This window comes from Paenarthrobacter sp. GQ52 (assembly GCF_059759005.1).
In genome coordinates this window covers 205,578-230,614 of the sequence record NZ_JCAXEJ010000006.1, presented here as the reverse complement: position 1 = coordinate 230,614, position 25,037 = coordinate 205,578, and the positions used below count along the sequence as shown (strand labels likewise).

Below are 25,037 nucleotides of genomic sequence, written 5' to 3'. Positions count from 1 at the left end.
CATTTCCGTGCCCGTGAACGTCTACAGGATATGAACAGCCGGCACACCACCTTGGATTCCCCGTTGGGGCAGTTAACCCTGACTGCCCGCGGGGAATTTTTGACGGGCATCTTTTACGAGGGTCACTGGCATATGCCCCCGCCGGACTACTTCGGAGATCCCGCAGGAATCGAGGACCCGGTTTTCGCGCGGGCCCAAACCGAGCTCGCCGAGTATTTGAACGGTCATCGGACAGTTTTCGACGTCCCATTCGAAGCCTCGGGCAACCCCTTCCAGGAGAAGGTCTGGGATCGACTTAAACATATTCCCTTCGGCGAAACCGTCAGTTACGGGGAGTTGGCGTCGGAGTTGGGGGATCCTCATCTTGCCCAAGCTGTTGGGTCCGCCGTTGGACGCAACCCCATAAGCATCATCATTCCTTGTCATCGGGTGGTGGGACGCAACGGACAACTCACCGGCTACGCGGGTGGCCTTCGCAACAAGCGCTTCCTCTTGGAATTGGAAGAGCCGGCAGAAGTGCGGGAGGGCAAGCTTTTCTAATGAAGCCAGGGCAAATGGGCAACAAGAAGCCGTTCGAAGCAGTGGTCCGGGAACAAGGTGCCACTGTGCTTCGGGTGTGCCGTGCAGTTCTCGGTGTGCATGACGCCGATGACGCGTGGTCAGACACATTTCTAGCCGCCCTGCAGGCCTACCCCACCCTCCCCGCAGGGGCGAACGTTGAAGCCTGGCTGGTCACCATCGCCCATCGCAAGTGCATCGACCATGTGCGTGCCGGTACCCGCCGCGCCCTTCCGGTGGACCACCCACCCGAACAACATTCCAGCCTCGGCATTCCCGGTGACGGGCATGAGGAATTGCTCGACGCAATATCGAGCCTTCCGCCGAAGCAACGACAGGCCGTCGCTTATCACTACCTTGCCGGCCTTCCCTATAACGATGTTGCTGCCCTGTTGGGGGGCACCGCCGAGGCTGCCCGCCGTGCCGGGGCTGACGGTGTTAAATCACTCCGCTCCGCTCTTGCGGCACATCAGTCGCTGGCTCACACATCTTCGAAAGGCGATATCTGATGACCCTCGAACTCAGCCCCGATCACGCCGAAGTCGTTTCGCTCCTGCACCCCCTGGATGCAGGACTCGAACCAGCCATCGCCAGCCTCCACGCCCGGTTGGCCCGGGATGCTCAACTCACCCACACCCTGGACATCGCCTACAGGGTTGTGGACTCTCCTGTGGGGAAGCTCCTCTTGGCCGCGACAGATCGGGGAATCGTCCGCGTCGCGTTCGAGCTTGAAGACCACGACTCCGTCCTGCAGCTCCTGGCCAACACTGTGAGCCCGCGGATCCTTCAGGCACCAGCCCGATTGGACGACGCCGCCCGGGAACTCGACGAGTATTTCAAAGGCACCAGGACGGAGTTCGATCTCACGCTGGATTTCCGTTTGTGCCGGGGTTTCCGCCTCAACGTCCTGCGCCACCTGCCTCGGATCCCTTACGGCAGCACAGCCAGCTATGCCCAGGTGGCCCAGGCAGCTGGCAGCCCCAACGCGGTCCGGGCGGTCGGAACCGCTTGCGCCACCAACCCTTTGCCCCTCATTGTGCCGTGCCACCGGGTAGTGAAGTCTGATGGCAGTTTCGGCGGCTACCTTGGTGGAAGCGAGGCCAAACGCGCACTGCTCCGCCTTGAGGCAGCGGCATGAGTGACGACGCCCTGTTTCCGCTGGAACTTCTGCAGCCGGAAGGGCACGACGCCGGTCCGCGCCTCGTCGCACCCGGCGCCGTCCATGTGCCTGGTTGGCTCACGCTTGAACAACAACGGTGGATCGTTGCGCGCTTTGGTGAGTGGACGCAAGGACCGGTTCCCCTGCGTGCCGCCACCCTCCCTGGCGGACACCAGATGTCGGTAAGGACTGTATGCCTTGGTTGGCACTGGCAGCCTTACCGGTACACAAGGGAAGCCACGGACGTCAACGGCCGCCCCGTGCTCGATTTTCCGGACTGGATGGTGCGCTTGGGGCGGCAGGCAGTGGAAGCGGCCTACGCCTCCGGGGTTGAAGATGATGAAGCCCTGATCAAGCTGGCCAAGGATTACAGACCCGATGCCGCGCTGGTGAATTTTTACGACGACGGTGCTGCCATGGGCATGCACCAGGACAAGGACGAGCGCTCCAACGAACCCGTGGTTTCGCTCAGCATCGGGGAGACCTGCCTCTTTCGCTTTGGCAACACTCAGACACGGACCAAGCCATATACGGATGTTGAACTTCGCTCCGGAGACCTCTTCGTCTTTGGAGGACCATCACGTTTCGCGTATCACGGCATTCCCAAAGTCCTCCCAGGAACGGCACCGGATGGTTGTGGCCTCTCACAAGGACGGATCAACATCACCATGCGAGTTACGGGCTTGTCCTGATGCCGCGGAGCCATCACAAGAATGTCAGAGGCACCGGGCACACTAGCCCTGAAGCTGAATTACCGTCCCACCGCATTGGCGGTGCGGCTGCAGAGGAGCATGCATGAGCCCGGATAACGGCACCATCGTTGGTCAGGATGGGCTGGCGCGCCCTCTATGGGCCTCCTCGGATCCCCTCATGCAGGCGTACTACGACCACGAGTGGGGAATGCCCGTCCGCGATGAGCAGGGCATGTATGAGCGCATCAGCCTCGAAGCCTTCCAAGCCGGTCTCTCCTGGGCCACCATTCTTCGGAAACGGGACGCTTTCAGGAAGGCCTTCCTGCACTTCCATCCGGAGAGTGTCGCCGCCTTCACTGAGGCTGACGTGGAGCGCCTCATGCTAGACGCCGGGATTGTGCGCAACAGGCTAAAGATCAATGCCGCGATCACCAACGCCAAGGCCACCATCGCCTTGCGCGAAGAGGGGGGCCTGGTCGAATTCGTGTGGTCGTTCCAACCCGAGAGTACGCCGGCTCCCAGCTCCATGGCGGACATCCCCACCACATCCCCTGAATCGATCGCGTTATCCAAGGCACTCAGAACGAAGGGCTTCGCTTTCGTGGGCCCAACCACCATGTATGCGCTCATGGAAGCCGTGGGCATCATCGACACTCATTTGGTGGATAGCCACCGTCGCGGCACCTCAGGAGTTTGGCCCTGAGCCTCCGCCTGCCTCCGAGGTGAACGTCTTTAGCTAGTCCACAGCTCTTGTCCACAGAAGTGCGAAACTTTATCCACAGGCGTGGATAACTTCTGTGGACATCCACGCACCTAAGGGATAAATCAGCGCCAACCCGCCAATCCGGGCCAAAAGTCTGATCGGTCATACTTTTACCCACTGTGCACGACACTGTGGATAGTGCCCCAATCTTCACCCAGAGTTCAACGTTCAGGGATTGCCCGATTTGCCTCGGATAGTTTGAGCGAGCGTTGAACCTGCCCCACCCGGGTCGGGAGCTCCACAGTCCGAGCGTAGACGTTGAATCACTTACCCACTTAACAACAGCCCCCTACCCACAAGTTATCCACAGATGGGGATAAGGAGTGGGTATCCACTCTTAGATCGCTGGTCTGCCGGGCTTTAGAGCCCTTTCTGCAGGCTGAACTACAGCCGTGTAAGTTATTAACACTGTTGATAAGCCTGTTGATATTTGCCTCCCCGCACGCTCATTAACAGGTTTATCCACAGCCGTCACGGAAATGCCCAGTTTGTCCACATATTTTCACCCAACGGGGACAAAGTTATCCACAGGTGTGGAGAAATGCATGCCTTTCGGGGGATATCTACCGCTCTGGCGAGCGTGCGGACGATTAAAGGGGGTAACTACACTCATGTAAGTTACGCACAGTGTGGATAACAGCTGTGGATAACCGCTGGGAGTACCGTGAAGCTATGAAGAGCGACTTCAAGAAGCAGATCCCCAGCTACACGGCCAAGCACGGCCAGTTCTCGGTGGTCACAGTGCCCACATTGCAGTTTTTGATGATCGACGGTCACGGGGACCCCAACACGGCACAGTCTTATAGGGACAGTCTGGCTACGTTGTATCCCGTTGCCTACAAGCTCAAGTTCTTCAGCAAGAGTGAACTCGGTCGGGACTACACGGTGATGCCACTCGAGGCTCTGTGGTGGTCGGATGACATGGAGTCATTCACCAGTGCCAGGGATAAGTCACGCTGGGACTGGACGCTGATGAACATGGTCCCCGACTGGATCACCCAGGAGCACCTGGACATGGCGCTGGAGATGGTCGCCAAGAAGGGTGGGGCACCGCTTCTGAACGCGCTTCGTCTGGAGCCGGTCCATGAAGGATTGAGCGTGCAAACGCTTCACATAGGCCCTTATGACGATGAAGGACCAGTGCTGGAGGAGATGCACAACAAATTCATACCCGAGAAATCGCTGACTATGATCGGCAGGCACCATGAAATCTACCTCGGCGATCCTCGCCGGACCGCACCGGAGAAACTTAGGACCATCCTGCGACAGCCGGTCAAAGAATGACGGAAAAGTGGCTCGCTAGCCAGCGGTGACGCGGAACCAAGTGGCCACGGCCAAGAGACCTGCCACCAGAACCAGCCCGCCGGTCTGCAGCAGCGCCTGGTTCTTGCCACGAGGGGCGTAGGCAATGGCCGCAGCAGCCAAGCCACCCGTAATCAGGCCGCCCAGGTGTGCTTGCCAGGCGATGCTGGGCACGAAGAAGCCGATGGCGCCATTAATGGCGATCAAGACCCACAGTTGCTTGGTCTCTCCACCTCGATGGCGCTGCACAACAAGCATGGCACCGAACAGGCCGAAGATGGCCCCGGAAGCACCAACGACCCCCACAAGGGGCCTGTCCGGGGTCAGCAACAGGAAGCCCACTGAGCCACCAATTGCGGAAATCAAGTAGACAGCCAGGAACCGGATCCGCCCGAGCAAAGGCTCAAGGGCTTGTCCGAAGATCCACAGCGTGTACATATTCAGGACTATATGAAGCAGGAAGCCTTGGGAATGCAGGAACGCTGCCGTGACCATGCGCCAGGGCTCACTGACTGCAAAGATGTTGGCGAACGCGAAGTTTTCGAAGACCGCGTCGCCGGGCACCATCCACTGAAGGACATAAACCAGGGCGCACAGGCCAATGATCACGTATGTCACCAAAGGCCGGCCCACTGCCAAGGCTCCGCCATACGGGGAGCGGTATGTCGGCGTCGTACGTTTTTGTTCGTTGACGCAGTCAACGCATTGGAATCCGACGGCGGCCGCCCGCTGGCACTCTGGGCACGCAGGGCGCCCGCAGCGCTGGCACCGCACATAGGAGGGCCTGTCCGGGTGCCTGGGGCACACCGGAATATCAGCGGACGGCTCTGCCGACGGAATTCCGTAACTCATGGGCTCTGGTTCAGCGTGCGACTAGAGCTGTTCGATGTCGATGCTGTTGATGACAACGTCCTCAACCGGTCGGTCACCCATGCCGGTGCGGACGGACTCGATTGCATCCACAACCTTGCGGGATTCCTCATCCGAGACTTCGCCGAAGATGCTGTGCTTGCCGAACAGCCAGTCGGTGTTCACGGTGGTGATGAAGAACTGTGACCCGTTGGTGCCCTTGCCCATCTGAATGCCTGCGTTGGCCATAGCAAGCTTGTACGGAGCGTTGAAGGTCAGTTCAGGGTGGATTTCGTCATCGAACTGGTAGCCCGGGCCACCCACGCCGCGTCCAAGGGGATCGCCGGCCTGAATCATGAAGTCCTTGATGATCCGGTGGAAAATGGTGCCGTTGTAAAGGGGCGTACCGGTCTTGTCTTCGCCGGTTTCCGGGTGGTTCCAGGACTTTTCGCCCGTGGCCAGGCCAACGAAGTTGGCGACCGTCTTGGGGGCGTGGTTGCCGAAGAGGTCAACCTTGATGTCGCCGAGGCTCGTGTGGATCGTTGCTTTTGCGGTTGCGATGGTCATGGGAACATTCTTCCATGCAGGGTCAACGGCCGTCGGGCTGTAAAGCCGGTTCCGCGCTCGGTGAAATCCGGGACGAACTCGAACAGATGAATAGCCGGTGTTCCACAAGCGACGTAGGCTAGCAACAAACGAGCATGTGTATCGGGAGGTAGTTGTGAAGAAATCAGACCGTATTGCCCGCGAACTCGAACAATCAGTCACGGCCGGTGTGGATAACGCCCGCGACTGGGCTGCACCGCGTGTGGAAGCAGCCGTCAATTGGGCTGTTCCGCGTATCCAGCACGGCATTGACACCGCTTCCCCCAAGATCCAAGAGGGGCTGAAGTCCGCTGCGCACAACCTCGCCGACGGCGTTGCAGTTGTTACGCCGCGGATCCAGGACGGGTTGGCGCACCTCGCGCCGAAGATCCATGACGTAGTTGAAGATGCGACACCCAGGATTCAGGAGACGCTCAACAAGGCCACCCCTGCTCTTGGTCATGCCAGGGACAAAGTGGTGGTGGAATATTTGCCCAAGCTCTCGGAGCAGTTGGGCCAAGCTTCCGTAGCTGTCCATCACGTTCTCGAGAACGCTCCCGCACAGGTTGACGCTGTGGCGCAGAAGCTGGTTGATTCCGGTGTTGTCCACAGCGTCCAGGAGCAGGCTCAGGCGACCGGCAAGCAGATCAAGGCAGTTACTGACCAGGCCAGCAAGGCGGTTTCCACCGCGCTAGCCAAGGAACAGCCCAAGCCCAAGAAGCGCGGATGGTTGATCGTCACGGTCATTGCTGCCGCGGCGGCCGCAGGCGTTGCTGCTTGGAAGGCTTCCAAGCCGGTTGAGGATCCGTGGAAGACGCCTTCACCGGTCACACCCACGCCCGCTCCTGTTCCTGCAACGAGCACCACTCCGGCCCCGGCCGATGCCTCTGCGTCGGTCACAGCCACAGTTACTGAGCCCAAGGCTTCGGACATCACGCCGGAGGAAGCCCAAGCTGAAGTAGAGCAGGCAACCAAGGACGCTTTCAAGAACGTTGAGGATTCCACCGACAAGGTGGCAACCGATGCCAAGACTGCCGTCAAGAACATTGCGGCCAGCCTCCATAAGGACACTGATGGCAAGGACTCCGACGCCAAAGATGCACAAAACTAAGACCTGACCTACAGCCTCACACAGGGGCTTGCAAGTCAATCATCTGAAGGGATCCGGGCAGTTGCCTGGGTCCCTTCAGTGTTTGCCGGCTCGTAACCAAAGCCTCCATCGGACCTACCGCCCCGGGTGTTAGATTTGAGGTGATGTCAGCCGATAGACCCCTTGCGGGTGCCCTCCAGGATGTCCCGGAACCCCCGGGAGTGTCCATCGTCATCCCGGCGTATAACGAGGAAAGCGTCATTCGCCAGTGCCTCATCGCGGCCATCTACCAGTCAGTTCCAGCCGAAGAGATCATCGTGGTGGATAACCTCTCCACGGATCGCACGGCCAGGATCGTGCGCCAGATGCAGCAGGAATATCCCGAGAGCCCCATCATCCTCCTGCGGCAGGGAGACACCCAAGGCTTGATCCCGACACGTAACCATGGCCTGAACAACGCCACAGGTGACGTGGTGGGCCGCATCGACGCTGACTCCGTTCTTGAACCGGACTGGGTGGAACAGGTCCAGAAGGCTTTCATTGACCCGTCCGTCGCGGCAGCCACAGGTCCGGTGGTCTACTACGACATGCCCATGCGCCGGTTCGGGCTAAAAGCGGACGACAAGATGCGGCAGCTAATGCTCCGCTTGGCCAAGCACCAATACCACTTCCTCTTTGGCTCCAACATGGCACTACGCCGCACCGCATGGGAAACCATCCGTGATGAGGCCTGTCTGGACCCCAAGGACGAGATGCACGAGGACATCGATCTTTCGCTGCACTTGTTCGAGCACGACCTCAAAGTGCAGTACCTTCCGCAGATGGTGTCCGGCATGTCTGCCCGGCGGCTTGAGGACTCGCCGCGGGACTACCGCTACTACGTCCAGCGTTTTGATCGGACGTACAAGGCCCACAACGTCAAGAAGATGGCTCTGAAGGCGCCTATGGTGGTGTTCTTCTCCGTGTACTTCCCGGCCAAGTTACTGCGTGCCATCCACACGGCCAACTCCGCGCAAGGGGCCCGACGCGGCGGTGCTTAAACGCCCGACGCCGGTACCTCAGTCTGTGCCAAGCCCGGCTAGGCGCTGGTCCGGTTCCGGCCGCCCGCGCCGCTGACCGGCAACCACTACGGCCAGTCCCACCAGGATCAGCGACAAACCCGCATATGTGCCGGCCGGCAGGGTCTCGTTCAGGAAGACGGCTGCCAGGAAGGCAGCACCTGGAATCTCCAACAGGATGATCATGGACACCAGCAACGGGCTCATGGTGGCCAGCAGGTGGTTGAACGCCGTGTGCCCCACCAGCTGCGCACATACGGTGATGGCAATAATGCCAAGCCAACCGCCGGCGTCGAATCCTGTGAGCGGCTGAGCGCTGAACAAAGCCAGCACGGCCACTATCCCCGCGCACATTCCGTAGCACAGGGTGGTGTACGTTCCCGTACCCATGGACTGGCGTGCCTTGCCGCCCGCCAGCGTGTAGAGACCGGCCAAGGCGCCGCCAGCGAGTGCCAGGAGGTCGCCCAGCAGCGCTTCCGGGGATGAACCCATGTCGAAGCCGGTAATGGCCACAACACCGCCGAAAGCGATGCCCAAGCCCACGAGGACCGGCCACCTGTGCCGCGTACCCCGGAACAACTGGAAAACGGCGATCCACCCCGACTGCAGGCACACCAACGCGGTGGCGGCGGCAACGGACGTCAGCTGCAGCGCGGTAATGAAGCACGCAAAGTGGAACGCAAGAGCCACGGCCGCTACAGCCGACCAGCCGAATTCACGCCGCGTGATCTTCCCGAACGCTTTCGGCTCCCGGATGACAACCGGGCCCGCCATCACCACGGCACCGATAGCGTTGCGCCAGAACGCGATGGCCAAGGCTGTCACTGAAGTGGCACCGAGCGTGCCCGCTATGAGTGGTCCGGAGGACGCCACGCCAAGGACACCGAGCGCAGCAATGAGAAGGTTCACGGATCTACCCTAGTGCGGCGGGCAGGCCCGGCAGTTCCCGGGCAGTCAGTGCATTTCCCGTTGGTGTATGACACGCATATGGGGACGGCCCTTAAATGCAAAAGTCCCGGTCATTTCTGACCGGGACTTTTCTTATGGTGGAGGCACGGGGACTCGAACCCCGAACCCCCTGCTTGCAAAGCAGGTGCGCTACCAATTGCGCCATGCCCCCATAAGAAGCAACCCGTCAATCATACCCCATGTCCGGACTGGTATTTACCAATCCGTACCGGGCTCCTCGGCTAGTCCACCGTATCGGTCGACTTGCTCCAGACATCCTTCCGGGCTTCGGATTCCTGCGCCTTTTTATAGACCAGGACACCTGCGATTGCCGCTGCCACTACTACCAGCAACTTCTTCACAAGCACCTCATTCCGGTTCAGTTTTACCTGAACCTCTTTCGGTTCCGTGGGCGTACCAGGACTTGAACCTGGGACCTCTTCGTTATCAGCGAAGCGCTCTAACCGCCTGAGCTATACGCCCCGATGCCTCATCGGGCCGAGATATGACTGTACAGCACATCCCGGCCCGATCTCAAATCGAGGCATTTCCCCGGATGATTTCCGCCATTTTCGGCGTATTTCCGGGGATTTTCGTTAGTCGTCGGTCAGGGTGACGCCAACGCCACCAACCAACGTTGCGGAAATGTTATACAGCACGGCCGAAAGCATGGACAGTGCAGTCAACAGGATCACGTTCACCACGGCGATGATGGTGGCAAACGATGCCACTTGGCCAAGCGAAGCAATCTTCTTCAGTTCGAATCCACTGCCTTCGGAGCCTGCCAAAGTGCCAAGAAGGCTATCCACCTGATTGAAGATGCCTGTGAGATCCAGCACAGTCCAGAGGACGATCGCCGCAACGACAGTAACGATGCCCAACGCAACAGAGAGCAGGAATGCCATCTTCAGCACCGACCAGGGGTCAACCTTGCTGACAAGGAGGCGCGCGCGGCGGACCTTTGCTTTCGGGGCCGGCTTCACAAGTCCGGGACCACCCTGGGCAGGGCGCTGGGCAGGCGTGCCTGCAGGGCGCTGGCCTGGAGCACCTGTAGGACGCTGGCCTGGAGCACCTGCGGGACGCTGAGCGCCGGTGGCGGGACGCTGGCCGGAAGCACCGGGAGCACCGGTAGGCCGCTGGGTGGAGTTGGTGCCGCCTGCGGGACGTGCTCCGGCTGCGCCGGCGCCGGAAGAACCGGTTCCGGGACGCTGCTGGGGCCGTGCAGGTGTTCCTGCCTGTGCGCTGCCCGAGGGCTGCCGGAGTCCGCCGGGGACACCTGTGCTCGGCTTGGGATATGAGTCGGAATTACTCACTCGTTACCTCCGGTATTGTCTTCGTTCAGCTCCGCGCCCGTTTCGATTTCCGGGTCTGCGTCGTTTTCCGTTTCGTCCGTCACGGTCGCCTCGGAGGCGCCGTCGTTTGCAGCCAACGTTACGTCATCGTCGAGTCCGTCCTCTGACTCTTCTACTTCCAAGCCGCGTTCGCTGTTGCGCGCAACCTCGATAATGCGATCATTCTTGTCCGGCTTGGCAAAGATGACGCCCATGGTGTCGCGGCCCTTGGCGGGGACGCCGGTCACGGCCGAGCGCACCACCTTGCCACCCTCCATGACCACCAGGACCTCGTCCTCTTCCTGCACGATCAGTGCGCCGACGAGGTCACCGCGGTCTTCAGCAAGCTTGGCCACCTTGATGCCCAAGCCACCACGGCCCTGCAGACGGTATTCGTCCACTGCGGTCCGCTTGGCGTAGCCGCCCTCGGTCACGATGAACACGAAGGATCCGTCCTGGACGACGTCTGCGGCGAGCAGTTCGTCGTCTTCACGGAACTTCATACCGGTCACACCGGACGTGGCGCGGCCCATGGGACGCAAAGCATCATCGGTGGCCGTGAAGCGGATGGACTGGCCCTTGCGTGACACCAGGAGCAGGTCATCGGTTTCGCTGACCAGCTGGGCCGAGACAAGTTCGTCCTCATCGCGCAGGTTAATGGCGATGACGCCGGCCGTACGGTTGGTGTCATAGTCCTCCAACCGTGTCTTCTTGACCAAACCGTTCTTGGTGGCCAGCACCAAGTAGGGAGCCTGCTGGTAGTCCCGCAGGTCAAGGACCTGGGCGATATGCTCATCCGGCTGGAACGCCAGCAAGTTGGCAACGTGCTGGCCCTTGGCATCGCGGCCGGCTTCTGCCAGCTCGTAAGCCTTTGCCCGGTACACGCGTCCAAGGTTGGTAAAGAACAGCAACCAGTGGTGCGTGGTGGTGACGAAGAAGTGCTCCACAACGTCGTCGCCACGCAACTGTGCACCCTTGATGCCCTTGCCGCCACGCTGCTGCGAACGGTAGTTGTCGCTGCGGGTGCGCTTTACGTAGCCGCCACGGGTGATGGTGACAACCATTTCCTCTTCGGGGATCAAGTCCTCCATGGACATGTCGCCGTCGAAACCCATCAGGATGTGGGTGCGGCGGTCGTCGCCGTGCTTGGCCACAATCTCTGCGAGTTCTTCACTGATGATCTGGCGCTGCCGCTCCTCCGAAGCAAGGATCGAGTTGTATTCCTCGATCATCGACTCGAGCTCAGAGTGACGGTCCTGGATCTTCTGGCGTTCCAGTGCGGCCAGACGGCGCAGCTGCATGTCCAGGATGGCGCGGGCCTGGAGTTCGTCGATCTCCAAGAGTTCCATGAGGCCTTCACGGGCAGCCTCTGTGGTGTTGGACGCGCGGATGAGGGCAATGACCTCGTCCAGCATGTCCAGTGCCTTGAGGAGTGCGCGCAGGATGTGCGCCTCTTCCTCGGCCTTGCGCAGGCGGTAGCGGGTGCGGCGTGCAATGACGTCCATCTGGTGCGCAACCCAGTGTCGGATGAAGGCGTCAAGGCTCAAGGTGCGCGGAACGCCGTCGACAATTGCCAGCATGTTCGCCGAGAAGTTGTCCTGCAACTGCGTGTGCTTATAAAGGTTGTTGAGTACAACCTTGGCCACGGCATCGCGCTTCAGCACAATCACCAGGCGCTGGCCGGTACGGCCGGAGGTTTCATCGCGGAGGTCAGCAATGCCGGAAATCTTGCCGTCCTTGACCAGTTCGGCAATCTTGATGGCCAGGTTGTCCGGGTTGGCCTGGTACGGGAGCTCGGTTACCACCAGGCACGTGCGGCCTTGGAGTTCCTCCACGTTGACCACGGCCCGCATGGTGATGGAGCCTCGGCCGGTTCGGTACGCGTCTTCGATGCCCTTGTGGCCAAGAATGGTGGCGCCCGTGGGGAAGTCGGGGCCCTTTATCCGCAGCAGCAGCGCTTCGAGGAGCTCTTCGCGCGTGGCGGTGGGGTTTTCAAGCGCCCACTGGACGCCTTCGGCAACCTCGCGGAGGTTATGCGGCGGAATGTTGGTGGCCATACCGACGGCGATACCTGAGGAGCCGTTGACCAACAGGTTGGGGAAACGCGCCGGCAGGATGGTGGGTTCCTGGTTCTTGCCGTCGTAGTTGTCCTGGAAGTCGACGGTTTCCTCGTCGATGTCGCGGACCATTTCCATCGCCAGCTGGGCCATCTTGGTTTCGGTGTAACGCGGTGCAGCAGCACCGTCGTTGCCGGGCGAACCAAAGTTGCCTTGGCCGAGTGCCAGCGGGTAGCGCATGGTCCAGTCCTGGATCAAGCGGACCAGGGCATCGTAGATCGCCATGTCGCCGTGCGGGTGGTACGTACCCATAACGTCGCCCACAACGCGGGCGCACTTGTTGAAAGAGCGGTCGGGGCGGTATCCGCCGTCGAACATTGCGTACAGAACGCGGCGGTGCACCGGCTTAAGGCCGTCACGGACATCCGGGAGGGCGCGGCCGACGATAACGGCCATGGCGTAGTCCAAGTAGGACCGCTGCATTTCCGTCTGCAGGTCCACCTGTTCCACGCGGTCGGTCAGCACATCGCCCTCGAGGATGACGTCGTCAGCGTTGGATTCCGCCGGGACTTCGGGAGTTTCGTCACTCATAATCTAAGGTTTCCGTTTCAGGTATATGTCAGTTCTGGAATATTCAGTTGCCCTTGTGGGCCCCTAGATATCGAGGAATCTGACGTCCTTGGCGTTCTGCTGAATGAAGTTACGGCGCGATTCGACGTCCTCGCCCATCAGGACGGAGAAGGTTTGATCGGCAGCCAGTGCGTCATCCATGGTGACCTGCAGCAGGGTGCGCCGATCCGGGTCCATGGTGGTGTCCCACAGCTCCGTGTAGTCCATCTCGCCCAGGCCCTTGTAGCGCTGGATGCCGTTGTCCTTGGGCAGTCGCTTGTTCATGCTGGCACCCTTGCGGATGGTTTCATCGCGTTCGCGGTCGCTGTAGACGTAGTCGTGGGCGGCGTTGGACCACTTGATCCTGTACAGCGGCGGCTGGGCCAGGTACACGTAGCCATTCTCGATGAGCGGACGCATGTAGCGGAACAGCAGCGTCATCAGCAGCGTGGTGATGTGCTGGCCATCTACGTCTGCATCTGCCATCAGGACGATCTTGTGATACCGAAGCTTGGAGATGTCGAAGTCCTCGCCAATACCCGTTCCGAAGGCGGTGATCATTGACTGGACTTCAGCGTTGCCCAAGGCCTTGTCCAGGCGGGCACGCTCAACGTTCAGGATCTTGCCACGCAGCGGCAGGATGGCCTGGGTCTCAGGGTTACGGCCACGCTTGGCAGAACCACCGGCCGAGTCGCCCTCCACAAGGTAGACCTCGCAACGTGAGGGATCCTTGGAAGAGCAGTCAGAGAGCTTGCCGGGCATGCCAAAGGACTCCAGCGGGCTCTTCCGGCGGGCGTTATCACGGGCCTTGCGGGCAGCCATGCGTGCCTGGGCAGCCGAAATGGCCTTACGGATGACATCGCGGGCGGGTCCGGGATTCCGCTCCAGCCAATCACCCAGCTGGTCCGTGACAACGCGCTGTACAAAGCCCTTTACCTCGGAGTTGCCCAGTTTGGTCTTGGTCTGGCCTTCGAACTGCGGCTCGGAAAGCTTCACCGAGATAACGGCCGTCAGACCTTCACGGATGTCATCGCCGGTAAGGTTGTCTTCCTTTTCCTTGATGATGCTCTTCTCCCGCGCATAGCGGTTAATGAGCGAGGTCATCGCGGCGCGGAAGCCTTCTTCGTGCGTTCCACCCTCATGGGTGTTGATCGTGTTTGCGTAGGTATGGACACTTTCCGAGTAAGCGGTGGTCCACTGCATGGCAACCTCGACGGCGATGTGCCGCTCAGTGTCTTCGGTTTCGAAAGCGATAACGTCCTCGTGGACGATTTCAACCTTCTTGCTCGAGTTCAGGTGCTTGACGTAGTCCAACAGCCCGTCCGGGTATTGGTAAACGACTGTGCGGTGCTCGGCTGCGACTTCGCCTTCCGTTGCCACGGCATCCAGATCGAGATCGTCGTCCCCGTCACGGTTAACCGGGCGCTCATCCGTCAGCGTGATCCGCAGGCCCTTGTTGAGGAAGGCCATCTGCTGGAAACGTGCACGCAGCGTCTCGAAGTCGAACTCGGTGGACTCGAAGATGGTGCCGTCCGGGTAGAACGTCTGGGACGTCCCCGTAACGTCAGTAGCCTCGCCCTTGACGAGTTCGCCCTGCGGCTTGCCGCCGTCGGCAAAGGTCATACGCCAAACGTGACCCTGGCGGCGGACTTCCGTGTCAACCCGGCGCGACAGGGCGTTGACCACGGAAATACCAACACCGTGAAGACCACCGGAAACGGCATAGCCGCCGCCCCCGAACTTGCCGCCGGCGTGCAGGATGGTCATGACCACTTCAACGGTGGGCTTGCCCTCGGTCGGGTGAATGTCCACGGGGATGCCGCGGCCATCGTCCACAACGCGGACTCCACCATCAGCGCGGAGCGTGATTTCGATGTGACTGCAGTAACCAGCCAAGGCCTCGTCAACAGAGTTGTCCACCACTTCATAGACCAAGTGGTGCAGGCCGCGGGGACCGGTTGAGCCGATGTACATGCCGGGGCGTTTGCGCACGGCTTCGAGACCTTCCAGCACGGTGATATCGCTGGCACCGTACTCCCTGGGCGCCTCCGCGGGCGTGTCAGGCTTGGGAACAGTCTCCTCTTCGGGCTCTACTGCCAAGGTCTCTGCATTGTCGTTAGCCACAGGCGCTTTCGACTCCTCTGTACTCGATGTCGGCCGTTCCCGGAGCTGCCCACGGCGAACCGCGGCCGCCAACGGGCACGTGACTGATTGCGCCGATTAGTCCGACGAAGGGGTCCCCAATGCCACAGGAGTGGATTCAGGACCCGACGACGTTTCACCGGCGCTCAGTGATCTACGCCAATTCTATCGTGGAAACGCGTGAATCCTTGCAAATACGGGGGCAGCCGAGAGCTGAATATGGCCGTAGGAGACCGCTGGCCCTATCTTCAGTGGCCCTATGGTGGTCCCGACGGGGGCCTATACGACTCGGGGGCGTTGAAACGCCCTGCACGCCGTTTAGCCGTAAGTGTCCCTCGGTCCGCGACCGTTAACGCTGCGTCCGCCTTTTCGCCAACTTGGAGCTGAAGGTCCAAGCACCTGAATGCTCGTTACCACTCCTTCTCCCAGTTCATTGCGGAACATCTCCAGGAGGCTGGTGCTCAGCAGCCGCAGTTGTGTAGCCCAGGCCGTGGAGTCGCAACGAACGTGGAGCGTGGTGTCGGTGAAACTCTCGGGCGTGCAGTGAGCGGAGATGTCCGGCCCAACCAGAGTCTCCCACTCCGCCATGACCGAGCCGACGGCCACAGGAGATGTCCAACCGCGTTCGGCCACCAAACGACCTACTACTTTTCCAAGTCCCAAGGGATCACGGCCGCTGCCGTGGAATTGGGTGAAGCCCCTGGTATCCCGCAGCCCTTTGCGTTTCGGAGCGGATCCAGGCCTCGGCGCGCGTTGCCGTACTTCGCCGCGGGCAGCTGCGGCTTCGCGCATCCGGTTTAAGGCCGCTTGGGCAGCGTCAATCTCATCCGGCTCACGGCCGGGCTGAAGTCCGTCGTGGCTATCCTTCGCCATCGATGCCTCCCGGAACAACGGTTACGCGCCGTCCGGCCAGCTCCTCGGGGATATCGGCATCGACGGCGGCAGTCACCAGTACTTGCTCAGCACCGGCGACGATTGCTGCCAGTTTACGCCGCCGGTGGACATCGAGTTCGGCGAAAACATCGTCCAGGATGAGGATGGGCGCAGTGCCACCGGTCCGGGCGTCATCCAGCATCACATAGTAGGAGGCCAGGCGCAGTGACAGGCACATGGACCACGTTTCACCATGGGACGCATAGCCCTTGGCGGGGGCCTGCCCCAGCACGAGTTCCAGTTCGTCGCGGTGCGGACCTACCAAGGAGATACCGCGTTCGAGTTCCTTTTTCCTGGAGGCTGCGAAGGCCTGGATGTAGCGCTCCGTAAGTTCATCAACAGACAGCACCCGGAGGTCATCAACCGACGCCGAAGGCTCCGTTCCCTGCTCGGCCGGCCCGCCGTCGTCGTCAAGTGCGCCCTGAATGGTTGAGCGGTAGACGGCTCCAGCGTCCTTGGAACCATCAGTAAGTTGGGCATAAGCGCTGTTCAGGTGGGGACGCAAGCGCTCCACAAGTTCCAGGCGTGCATGCAGGAGTTCCGCGCCGGCACGGGCCATGTGCTGATCCCAGACATCCAGGGTTGCCTCATGCCCGGCGGTGAACTTGCCGGCACGGGCCGATTTCAGCAGCGCATTGCGTTGCTTCAACACACGGTCGTAGTCGCTGCGGGTTGCGGCGTGCCGCGGAACGAGGCTCACCAGCAGCTCGTCCAGAAAGCGCCTACGGTTCGAAGGATCGCCCTTGACCAGCGCCAAATCCTCGGGCGCGAACAACACTGTTTGGCAGATCCCCAAAATGTCCCTGGCACGGACCGGGTTGCTGCGGTTGATACGTCCCCGGTTCGCCCGCCCGGAGTTGATCTCAAGCTCGATGACCGTTGACTGCTCGCCACGGACGAGCCTCGCCCGGATCATGGCGCGCTCCGTGCCGAAGCGAAGAAGCGGAGCGTCCGTGCTGACCCGGTGGGAACTCAACGTCGCCAGGTACCCGATGGCTTCCATGAGGTTGGTCTTGCCGATTCCGTTGGAACCCACCAAGACCGTCACGCCGGGGCCGAGTTTCAGGTCGACCTGTGCATAGCTTCGGAAATCCGTCAGCGAAAGATGTTCGAGGTACACGCCGTTTGCAGGACTCCTGCGGCCTAGTTGGCCGGACGGGTGGCGTGTCCGCCGAACTGGTGGCGTAGTGCGGAAACCATCTTCATGGCAGGTGAATTGTCTTCGCGGGAGGCAAAGCGGGCAAAGAGTGCGGCCGTGATTGCAGGTGCGGGCACTGCGTTGGCGATTGCTTCTTCCACGGTCCAACGGCCTTCACCGGAGTCCTCAACATAGTCATCGATCGAGGCCAAGCCCGGATCTTCGTCGAGGGCTTTGACCATGAGGTCCAAGAGCCACGAACGGACAACCGTGCCCTTTTGCCACGCACGGAAAGTCCCCGGAAGGTCCTTCACGATGTCTTTTGCAGCCAGCAATTCGTAGCCCTCGGCGTACGCCTGCATGAGGCCGTACTCTATGCCGTTGTGAACCATCTTGGCGTAGTGGCCGGCACCAACTCCACCAACGTGGACGAAGCTGTCTGCCCGTTCGCCCTCGGGACGGAGTGCATCGAAAACCGGCATGGCCAGTTGAATGTCCTCGTCGGCGCCGCCTGCCATGAGGCCGTAACCGTTCTGGAGGCCCCAAACACCGCCAGATACACCGCAATCCGCGAAGCGGATGCTCTTTTCTGCGAGTGCAGCAGCGTGCTTCTGGTCTTCCGTGAATCGTGAGTTGCCGCCGTCGATGACCAAGTCACCGGGGCTGAGTTTCTCGCCCAACTCCGTTACGACAGCATCCGTGATGGCACCGGACGGAACCATTACCCACACCAACCGAGGAGTGGGTAATGCAGCGATGAGTTCATCAACTGACCCGACGTCCGTGACGTCGGGATTGCGATCAAAACCTGTGACCTCAATGCCACCGTTCCGCATGCGTTCCCGCATGTTGAAACCCATTTTTCCGAGGCCGATCAGTCCGATGTGCACAGTGTGAACTCTTTTCTGTGGAGGTGGCGGGAGACGGTACCGGGCTGGGGCCAATTGGCTCGCAGCTAGTTGGGAAGGCGGACCGGCATCACTAGGTAGCGGTAGTCATCCTGGTCTTCGCCGTCTGCTTCAGCCTGGGCCGTGATCATGGCCGGTTTCGGGGCGGTGGTGAAGGAGAATCGAACGTACTTGGTTTCGATGACGCTCAAGCCTTCAACCAGGTAGTGCGGGTTGAAGGCAACGGTGATGTCTTCACCGGAAAGCTGGGCTTCCAGCTCCTCGGAAGCCTGAGCATCTTCACCAGTACCGGCGTCGAGATTCAGTAGTCCTTGGGTGAAGGCAAGACGGACCGGGGTGTTTCGCTCTGCCACAAGTGAGACACGGCGAACGGCCTCGACGAGTTCCTGGGTCTGGACTGTTGCGTGGATCGGCGTGGAGTCCGGGAAGAGTGAACGGATCTTGGGGTAGTCGCCGTCCACCAGAAGTGAAGTGGTGGTCCGTCCACCACTTTCGAAGCCAATGAGGCGGCTGTCGTCGTCAGCAAGCGCGAGGTTGATGTCGCCGCTGCCACCGAGGGTTTTGGCCACTTCGTTCAGGGTTTTGGATTTCACCAGTGCGCTGGTGGAAATGCCCGGGGTGACAGGCTTCCACGGGACCTCGCGCATGGCCAGGCGGTAGCGGTCCGTGGCGAGGAGCGTGATGAGGTCATCCTCGATCTCCATGCGGACGCCGGTGAGGATCGGCAGGGTGTCATCCTTGCTTGCTGCAATGATCACCTGGGATACGGCTTGGGCGAAAGCGTCGCCCGGCAAGGTACCGCTGATCGCAGGAAGTGCCGGAAGTGCCGGGTACTCGGACTCGGGCATGGTGGCCAGGTGGAAGCTGCTTCGGCGGCAGGTGAGAGTGACTTTGCTGCCATCTGTCTCAACTTCCACAGGAGCCGACGGAAGGCTGCGGCAGATGTCTGCCAACAAGCGCCCGGAAACCAAGATGGTGCCCTCAACAGCGATATCCGCGGGGATTTCCAAACGAGCTGAGGTCTCGTAGTCAAAGCTGGACAGGCTAACGGTTCCTGCCTCGGCTTTGAGGAGGAGGCCGGACAGCACGGGTACGGGCGGCCGCGGAGACAACGACCGCGCGGTCCACGTAACGGCTTCTGCCAGGACGTCGCGGTCGACTCTGAACTTCACGGAAGGGTGCCGCCTTTCATTGCTGCTGCCATGTAGTAGCTGCGGCTTCCTGCTTGGAGGCCGCTAAATCTTCGCAGTCCGGCACCGGAACCTGCATGGTCCGCACTTAGCGAACTACAAGCAGACCCGAGGATGGGAGCGCTGCTGACAGCTTAGCCGGAAGATCCGGGATTAACCCATCCCCGTCGGGCAGGCCCCCTCGTATGTGGATAGTCCAGGCCGGCTACGGCCTGGCTCTTGGTCTGTCGTTTGCGGGGCGGGATGGGTGGCAGAACGAGATTGTTATTTGAGGGATTTCAATTTTTTGGGATTCGTAGTGTTAATAACTGCTGTGGAAACTGTGGATAACCCGATCTCGCCGCGTCGTTTCGCGGTTAAGCCCTGTTCACGGATTGTGCGTTAACTGGGTTTTAAACAGGGTGTGGATGGGGACAACTCCCAGGCCGGTTTTTAACGATCCACAGATGGCTTAAGGGTTTTAAGCCCATTAACCGCGCTTGTCCCCTTAAGTATCCACAGGCTTATCCACATGCACCTGTTAATAAGGTATGTAGTGCCGGGCGCGATGTGGATTTCAGGAGTCGCGCTGCTGCTGTTTGATCCGGTTGGTCAGCTCCGTGACCTGGTTGTAGATCACACGGCGCTCGGCCATCAGCTCGCGGATCTTGCGGTCTGCGTGGATAACGGTGGTGTGGTCACGACCACCGAGCTCCTGTCCGATCTTCGGCAAGGACATGTCCGTCAGCTCGCGGCACAGGTACATGGCAATCTGCCGGGCCGTCACCAGGGTGCGTGTACGGGACTTGCTGCAGAGCTCTTCCATGCTGAGCTTGAAGTAGTCAGCTGTCTGGTCCAGGATCTGCTTCGCCGTGATCTCCTGGGCACCGTCGTCGGTGATGAGGTCCTTCAGGACCATCTCAGCGAGAGCCACGTCCACAGGTTGGCGGTTGAGGCTCGCGAACGCCGTGACGCGGATCAGCGCGCCTTCAAGTTCGCGGATGTTGCTGGAGATCTTGGAAGCGATGTACTCCAAGGCATCGTCCGGCGCGGAGAGACCCTCGCTGAGGCCCTTCTTGCGAAGGATAGCGATACGGGTCTCCAGTTCAGGGGGCTGGATATCCGTCAGGAGGCCCCACTCGAAACGGGACGTCATACGGTCTTCGAAGCCGGCGAGCATCTTGGGCGGCTGATCGGAGGTGATGACAACCTGCTTGTTGGCGTTGTGCAGGGCATTGAACGTGTGGAAGAACTCTTCCTGGGTCCGGTCCTTGCCCGCCAGGAACTGGATGTCATCGATCAGGAGCACGTCCACGTTGCGGTACGTGGTCTTGAAGCTGGTGCCTTCGTCATCGCGGATGGAGTTGATGAAGTCGTTGGTGAACTCTTCCGAGTTCACGTAGCGGACCCGGATGCCGCTGTAGAGCCGGCGGGCATAGTGTCCGATTGCGTGAAGCAGGTGGGTCTTGCCCAAACCTGAATCGCCATAGATGAACAATGGGTTGTAGGCCTTCGCCGGAGCTTCAGCCACGGCCACTGCGGCCGCATGGGCAAAGCGGTTCGATGAACCGATCACGAAAGTATCGAAGATGTACTTCGGGTTCAGTCGGCCAAACTCATGCGAGGTACTCGGCGGCGTGGGCTGCGGCTTCGGTTCGGCGAAGTCGGATACTGCGGAAAGCTCGACGGCGGGTTCGGGCTCTGCGTGGACGGGCACCAGATCGGTGTCTACGTCGATTGCACAGCGGATGTCGTCCGAGAAGACATTGCGGAGGGCATCGTCCAAGGCGTCCTTGACCTGCGTCTGAAGGACCTCGCGGGTGAGTTCATTGGGAACGGCCACCAGCAGGGTTGAACCGATGAGGCCCTGCGCCTGGGCGAGGATGACGAAACCGCGCTGACGGGGTGAGACCCGGTCGTCTTGTTCCATGAGGCTCAGCACCCTGCGCCAGGAACTTCCGACAGTGTTGGCGTGGTTGGCTTCGTCTACTGTCATCAATCAGTTCCTAAATACTTGCTTGCCGGCGTTGCTGGCAGCCGAAGTGTCTCCGGCGGCGCTGTTCTGGGCGATAATCCACAGAGTTATACACAGCGGGTGGACATTGGGCTACTGAGCCACTCTAGGGGATGGAATCGCTAGAAGATAGCTGGGAAGTTGCCTGTGGATAATTACACCGTTGTGGTTCTCAAAAGCGGCCTGTGAGCCACTTCATCCACAGGCTGCGAACTGCGGTTGGACACAGCTGTGGATACCTCCGCGGCAGGCTCCCGGTTTGACTGTGGGTCCCTTTTTGCCCTAACGTTGTGAAGTCCTTTGTGTCCGCTTTTGAGATCAGTTGTAACTCCGTACGTTCACCGTGCGGGAGGCAACGGCGGCAGGCACATACAAAACTTAGCGTCGGCCAGTTCTTCCCCTTTTTTGATCGGGTGGGCGCACCTTTGATCCACTGGAGTAACTAACGTGAGCAAGCGGACTTTTCAGCCGAATAACCGCCGTCGGGCCAAGAAGCACGGCTTCCGCCTTCGTATGCGCACCCGTGCCGGCCGTGCCATCCTGGCTGCCCGTCGCGGCAAGGGCCGCGTCGAACTGTCGGCGTAAATAACTGACTTGTCGGTCAGGGTCTTTTTGCAGGTTCGACGGTGCTAGCCACCCCTAACCGTCTGCGGACGTCTACCGACTTTTCAACAACTGTACGTTCCGGCGTCCGCAATGGACGCCGGAACTTAGTGTTATATACGGCCTCTATAGAGGCCGGGGAGCCGAGTCGAATCGGCTTCATTGTCTCCAAAGCCGTCGGGAACGCCGTGACCAGGAACCTCGTTAAGAGGAGACTGAGAGAAGCAGGCGCACTGTCCTTGCATACGCATGGAACGGGTCTGGCGGTAGTAGTCCGGGCGCTGCCCGCAGCTGCAACAGCCAGCTGGGAGCAGTTGCTCTCGGACTACAACGCCGCACTGGCAGTGACGACGAAGCGATTGGGTGGCTCAGCTCCACGCAACGCTTCGACCGAACACAACGGCACCACAACGGAAGGGACACCGCGTGCATGACATAAGCACCGCCGTCGTTCCTTCCTCAAGCGACCCCTCCGGGAAGGTTCCCCATGGGAGCCTTCCGGCGGCGGTAGGCACGTTCCTCTGGGAGCTGCCCCGCAACATCCTCATTCTCTTGCTGAAGGCGTACCGTAAGGTCGTCTCGCCCCTGTACGGCCAGGTTTGCCGTTTCTTCCCCTCCTGCTCGGCCTACGCCTTGGAAGCAGTGACGGTGCATGGCGCCGTGAAGGGCAGCTGGCTCGCAGCGAAAAGGCTCGCGAAATGTCACCCTTGGAACGCCGGTGGAGTGGACCATGTCCCCGCCGGTCACCGTCATTGGCCTGAAGGCCGGACGCCCACAATTGTTGTACTGAACAATCCGGACCAGTTCCTGGCTGCTCAGGCTGATGAAGAAGGCCGCTCGGCGGCCTAACGAATAGGGATATCGTATGGACTTCTTTGAAACAATCATGTTTCCGTTCAAGTGGCTGGTGTCAATCATCATGGTTGGCTTCCACGAGGGACTGAGCTTCATTGGGCTGCCCGCCGCGAACGGCTGGACGTGGACTTTGTCCATCATTGGCCTCGTGTTGGTGATCCGTGCCGCCCTGATTCCTGTATTCGTCAAGCAGATCAAAGCGCAGCGCGGCATGCAGCTGCTGCAGCCGGACCTGAAGAAACTTCAGACCAAGTACAAGGGCAAGACCGATCAGCTGTCCCGCCAGGCCATGGCGCAGGAACAGATGGCGCTGTACAAGAAGCACGGCACCAACCCGTTCTCGGCTTGTTTGCCGATGCTGATCCAGATGCCGTTCTTCTTCGCCCTGTTCCAGGTGTTGTCGGGCATCTCCACTAACGCCAAGCAGGGCCAGGGCGTCGGTGCCATGAGTCACGAGCAGGTAGTTCAGTTCGATTCGTCCAGCATCTTTGGTGCGCCGCTGTCCGCTTCGCTCCTTCACGGTGACCCCAGTGGTGGCAACAGTGCTGTGGCTGTTTGGGTTCTGAGCATCATCATGATCATCGCCATGACGGCGTCGCAGTTCATCACCCAGAAGCAGATCATGGCCAAGAACATGTCCGAAGAGGCCATGGCCAGCCCGTTCATGCGCCAGCAGAAGATGATGCTCTACATCCTGCCGCTCGTGTTCGGTATCGGTGGCATCAACTTCCCGATCGGTGTCCTCATCTACTGGACCACCACCAACCTCTGGACCATGGGCCAGCAGTTCTTCGTTATCCGCCGTATGCCTACGCCGGGATCCCCCGCAGCCAAGGCGCTGGAAGAGCGCCGTGCCGCTAAGGGCCTGCCCCCGCTGCTGGGTGGAAAGAAGAACGCCGCCGCGGACGCTGCCGCTGAAGCCGAAGCTGCCGCTGCGGCAGCCGCCGAAATCAGGGCCCAGCGCGTCCAGCCACAACGTAAGAACAGGAAGAAGAAGTAATGTCTGCCGAGAGCACCGAAGAAGCAATGACCGCTGTGACCGAAGACCAAGAGGACTCGCAGGAAGAGACGCAGTCCAAGACGGCCAGCCGTTTGGAAGAGGAAGGCGACATCGCCGCCGACTACCTCGAAGAACTCCTGGATATCGCCGACATTGACGGCGACATCGACATCGAGGTCCGCAACGGGCGCACATACATCTCCATCGGTGCTGATGAAGAGTCAGCAGCGCTGGATAGTCTCGTGGGGCGGGATGGAGAAGTTCTGGAAGCCCTGCAGGAACTGGCCCGTCTTTCGGTCCTTTCGGCCACCGAAAGCCGTTCACGTCTTGTCCTGGACATCAATGGCTACCGCAAGGAACGCGCCGGCGTACTTCAGCAGATCGCCGAGGATGCTGTGGCGAAGGTCAAGGCTGATGGCGGCACGGTTGCCCTTGAGCCGATGAGTGCTTATGAGCGCAAGATCGTCCACGACGCCGTTGCTGATCTCGGATTCGTCTCCGAGTCCGAGGGCGAAGGCGCCGGCCGCCACATCGTCGTTTCGGCTGACTAGCAGCTCATGGTTGAAATCACGGCAGCTGAACTGGAAGCGGCAGAGAAAATCTTTGGGGAGCGCTTGGATCTTGCCAAGCGCTACGTGGAACATCTGGCTACGTCAGGTACTGAACGCGGACTGATAGGTCCCCGTGAGATTCCGCGCCTTTGGAGTCGTCACGTCCTGAACTGTGCAGTAATTGAGTCCGCCATTGCCATAGACAGCCATGTTGCTGACGTCGGGTCCGGCGCGGGCCTTCCGGGCCTTTGCCTGGCAATTGCCCGCCCTGATCTCGAGCTGACCTTGATTGAACCACTGGAGCGACGCGTCATCTGGCTCCAGGAGGTTGTGGATGACCTCGGCCTGGACAACGTCACCATCATGAGGACCCGGGCTGAGCTCGCGGTCGGAATGGTGGATGCTGACGTCGTTACAGCACGGGCTGTTTCTGCCCTCTCCAATCTGGCTGGTCTCACCATCCCTCTCCTGAATGGTCATGGTGAAGTAGTGGCCATCAAGGGACGCAGCGCTGCGGAAGAGATCGAGAAGGCAAAGAAGATCATCCGCAAGCTTGGGGGCGTGGAAACGTCAGTTGTGGTTTGTGGACAGGAACTTTTGGAGGAACCCACCACCGTGGTGAGGATCATCGTCAACAAGCCCGGAAAGACGGCGTAGGTCCCGCTCGGTTTCCCGCGTGTCGGCGGTCGAGCGGTTAGGCTAGAGAACGGCAGCAAGCGCCGA

Annotated in this window: 26 protein-coding genes and 2 tRNA genes; 14 read left to right on the top strand and 14 right to left on the bottom strand. The window is 60.4% G+C overall.

What is annotated here, in order from left to right; genetic code table 11:
* Nucleotides 1-30: 30 nt before the first annotated feature.
* From AC6CH8_RS11005 to AC6CH8_RS10980, 6 genes are all read left to right on the top strand, one after another.
* On the top strand, nt 31-540 hold the full coding sequence (locus AC6CH8_RS11005; RefSeq protein WP_498190495.1) for a methylated-DNA--[protein]-cysteine S-methyltransferase: 510 nt from the start codon (nt 31-33) through the stop codon (nt 538-540).
* A complete protein-coding gene (locus AC6CH8_RS11000) occupies nt 540-1,067 on the top strand; it encodes an RNA polymerase sigma factor (protein ID WP_091464299.1) in 528 nt (175 codons plus the stop codon). The genes AC6CH8_RS11005 and AC6CH8_RS11000 overlap by 1 nt, the downstream gene beginning before the upstream one ends.
* The gene (locus AC6CH8_RS10995; RefSeq protein WP_091464295.1) at nt 1,067-1,696 is read left to right on the top strand and encodes a methylated-DNA--[protein]-cysteine S-methyltransferase; all 630 of its coding nucleotides are present in this window, start codon (nt 1,067-1,069) and stop codon (nt 1,694-1,696) included. The genes AC6CH8_RS11000 and AC6CH8_RS10995 overlap by 1 nt, the downstream gene beginning before the upstream one ends.
* Nucleotides 1,693-2,409 carry an alpha-ketoglutarate-dependent dioxygenase AlkB family protein gene (locus AC6CH8_RS10990; RefSeq protein ID WP_498190493.1) on the top strand — a complete coding sequence of 239 codons (717 nt, stop codon included), beginning with the start codon at nt 1,693-1,695 and terminating at the stop codon, nt 2,407-2,409. Before AC6CH8_RS10995 ends, AC6CH8_RS10990 begins: the two co-directional genes overlap by 4 nt.
* 103 nt (nt 2,410-2,512) lie before the next feature.
* Nucleotides 2,513-3,112 carry a DNA-3-methyladenine glycosylase I gene (locus tag AC6CH8_RS10985; RefSeq protein WP_498190491.1) on the top strand — a complete coding sequence of 200 codons (600 nt, stop codon included), beginning with the start codon at nt 2,513-2,515 and terminating at the stop codon, nt 3,110-3,112.
* 732 nt (nt 3,113-3,844) lie between these two features.
* On the top strand, nt 3,845-4,456 hold the full coding sequence (locus AC6CH8_RS10980; RefSeq protein ID WP_498190489.1) for a GyrI-like domain-containing protein: 612 nt from the start codon (nt 3,845-3,847) through the stop codon (nt 4,454-4,456).
* Between the two features lie 15 nt (nt 4,457-4,471).
* On the opposite strand, the gene AC6CH8_RS10975 is transcribed toward AC6CH8_RS10980, so the two are convergent.
* Nucleotides 4,472-5,326, bottom strand: coding sequence for a rhomboid family intramembrane serine protease (locus tag AC6CH8_RS10975; protein WP_091464287.1), 855 nt, complete (start codon nt 5,324-5,326; stop codon nt 4,472-4,474).
* Between the two features lie 21 nt (nt 5,327-5,347).
* A complete protein-coding gene (locus AC6CH8_RS10970; RefSeq protein ID WP_017199760.1) occupies nt 5,348-5,890 on the bottom strand; it encodes a peptidylprolyl isomerase in 543 nt (180 codons plus the stop codon).
* A 154-nt stretch (nt 5,891-6,044) separates the two neighbouring features.
* Between AC6CH8_RS10970 and AC6CH8_RS10965 the strand changes: the two genes are divergently transcribed.
* Both AC6CH8_RS10965 and AC6CH8_RS10960 read left to right on the top strand, forming a co-directional pair.
* Entirely contained in the window at nt 6,045-7,019 is a 975-nt protein-coding gene (locus AC6CH8_RS10965; RefSeq protein WP_498190487.1) for a hypothetical protein, read from the top strand.
* A 143-nt stretch (nt 7,020-7,162) separates the two neighbouring features.
* Entirely contained in the window at nt 7,163-8,038 is an 876-nt protein-coding gene (locus tag AC6CH8_RS10960; RefSeq protein ID WP_091464282.1) for a glycosyltransferase family 2 protein, read from the top strand.
* 18 nt (nt 8,039-8,056) lie between these two features.
* Here the strand turns inward: AC6CH8_RS10960 and AC6CH8_RS10955 are convergent, their stop codons facing one another.
* The 12 genes from AC6CH8_RS10955 to dnaA all read right to left on the bottom strand — a co-directional run bounded on the left by AC6CH8_RS10955 (nt 8,057) and on the right by dnaA (nt 21,287).
* On the bottom strand, nt 8,057-8,965 hold the full coding sequence (locus AC6CH8_RS10955) for a DMT family transporter (RefSeq protein WP_091464279.1): 909 nt from the start codon (nt 8,963-8,965) through the stop codon (nt 8,057-8,059).
* 135 nt (nt 8,966-9,100) lie between these two features.
* Nucleotides 9,101-9,176, bottom strand: a tRNA-Ala gene (locus tag AC6CH8_RS10950).
* Between the two features lie 70 nt (nt 9,177-9,246).
* Entirely contained in the window at nt 9,247-9,366 is a 120-nt protein-coding gene (locus AC6CH8_RS10945; RefSeq protein WP_217639245.1) for a DLW-39 family protein, read from the bottom strand.
* A gap of 47 nt (nt 9,367-9,413) precedes the next feature.
* Nucleotides 9,414-9,487 (bottom strand) — tRNA-Ile (locus AC6CH8_RS10940).
* Nucleotides 9,488-9,600: 113 nt separating this feature from the next.
* On the bottom strand, nt 9,601-10,317 hold the full coding sequence (locus AC6CH8_RS10935; protein ID WP_498190484.1) for a DUF3566 domain-containing protein: 717 nt from the start codon (nt 10,315-10,317) through the stop codon (nt 9,601-9,603).
* A complete protein-coding gene (gyrA, locus tag AC6CH8_RS10930; RefSeq protein ID WP_420179537.1) occupies nt 10,314-12,983 on the bottom strand; it encodes a DNA gyrase subunit A in 2,670 nt (889 codons plus the stop codon). Before gyrA ends, AC6CH8_RS10935 begins: the two co-directional genes overlap by 4 nt.
* 63 nt (nt 12,984-13,046) lie before the next feature.
* The gene (gene gyrB, locus AC6CH8_RS10925; RefSeq protein ID WP_091464274.1) at nt 13,047-15,125 is read right to left on the bottom strand and encodes a DNA topoisomerase (ATP-hydrolyzing) subunit B; all 2,079 of its coding nucleotides are present in this window, start codon (nt 15,123-15,125) and stop codon (nt 13,047-13,049) included.
* A 336-nt stretch (nt 15,126-15,461) separates the two neighbouring features.
* A complete protein-coding gene (locus AC6CH8_RS10920; protein WP_054808852.1) occupies nt 15,462-16,016 on the bottom strand; it encodes a DciA family protein in 555 nt (184 codons plus the stop codon).
* Complete coding sequence (gene recF, locus AC6CH8_RS10915) at nt 16,003-17,196, bottom strand: DNA replication/repair protein RecF (RefSeq protein ID WP_420179536.1); 1,194 nt, start codon at nt 17,194-17,196, stop codon at nt 16,003-16,005. The genes AC6CH8_RS10920 and recF overlap by 14 nt, the downstream gene beginning before the upstream one ends.
* A 23-nt stretch (nt 17,197-17,219) precedes the next feature.
* Nucleotides 17,220-18,104 (bottom strand): phosphogluconate dehydrogenase (NAD(+)-dependent, decarboxylating), encoded by an 885-nt coding sequence (gene gnd / locus AC6CH8_RS10910; protein WP_498190481.1) that lies wholly within the window; start codon nt 18,102-18,104, stop codon nt 17,220-17,222.
* A gap of 65 nt (nt 18,105-18,169) precedes the next feature.
* Nucleotides 18,170-19,294 (bottom strand): DNA polymerase III subunit beta, encoded by a 1,125-nt coding sequence (dnaN, locus tag AC6CH8_RS10905; RefSeq protein WP_011772783.1) that lies wholly within the window; start codon nt 19,292-19,294, stop codon nt 18,170-18,172.
* Between the two features lie 574 nt (nt 19,295-19,868).
* Nucleotides 19,869-21,287: a chromosomal replication initiator protein DnaA gene (dnaA, locus tag AC6CH8_RS10900; protein WP_017199749.1), complete on the bottom strand. Its 1,419-nt coding sequence runs from the start codon at nt 21,285-21,287 to the stop codon at nt 19,869-19,871.
* A gap of 465 nt (nt 21,288-21,752) precedes the next feature.
* Here dnaA and rpmH point away from each other — a divergent pair, with 465 nt between their 5' ends.
* Genes rpmH through rsmG form a run of 6 tightly spaced genes read left to right on the top strand, consistent with a single transcriptional unit; the run spans nt 21,753 to nt 24,971 of the window.
* The gene (rpmH, locus tag AC6CH8_RS10895; RefSeq protein WP_011776797.1) at nt 21,753-21,890 is read left to right on the top strand and encodes a 50S ribosomal protein L34; all 138 of its coding nucleotides are present in this window, start codon (nt 21,753-21,755) and stop codon (nt 21,888-21,890) included.
* 41 nt (nt 21,891-21,931) lie between these two features.
* Nucleotides 21,932-22,342 (top strand): ribonuclease P protein component, encoded by a 411-nt coding sequence (gene rnpA, locus AC6CH8_RS10890; protein ID WP_091464267.1) that lies wholly within the window; start codon nt 21,932-21,934, stop codon nt 22,340-22,342.
* Nucleotides 22,272-22,757: a membrane protein insertion efficiency factor YidD gene (gene yidD, locus AC6CH8_RS10885; RefSeq protein WP_091464264.1), complete on the top strand. Its 486-nt coding sequence runs from the start codon at nt 22,272-22,274 to the stop codon at nt 22,755-22,757. The genes rnpA and yidD overlap by 71 nt, the downstream gene beginning before the upstream one ends.
* A gap of 16 nt (nt 22,758-22,773) precedes the next feature.
* On the top strand, nt 22,774-23,763 hold the full coding sequence (gene yidC, locus AC6CH8_RS10880) for a membrane protein insertase YidC (RefSeq protein WP_091464261.1): 990 nt from the start codon (nt 22,774-22,776) through the stop codon (nt 23,761-23,763).
* Entirely contained in the window at nt 23,763-24,314 is a 552-nt protein-coding gene (locus AC6CH8_RS10875) for a Jag family protein (RefSeq protein ID WP_017199746.1), read from the top strand. Before yidC ends, AC6CH8_RS10875 begins: the two co-directional genes overlap by 1 nt.
* Before the next feature lie 6 nt (nt 24,315-24,320).
* Nucleotides 24,321-24,971: a 16S rRNA (guanine(527)-N(7))-methyltransferase RsmG gene (gene rsmG, locus AC6CH8_RS10870; protein WP_498190477.1), complete on the top strand. Its 651-nt coding sequence runs from the start codon at nt 24,321-24,323 to the stop codon at nt 24,969-24,971.
* Nucleotides 24,972-25,037: the final 66 nt, after the last annotated feature.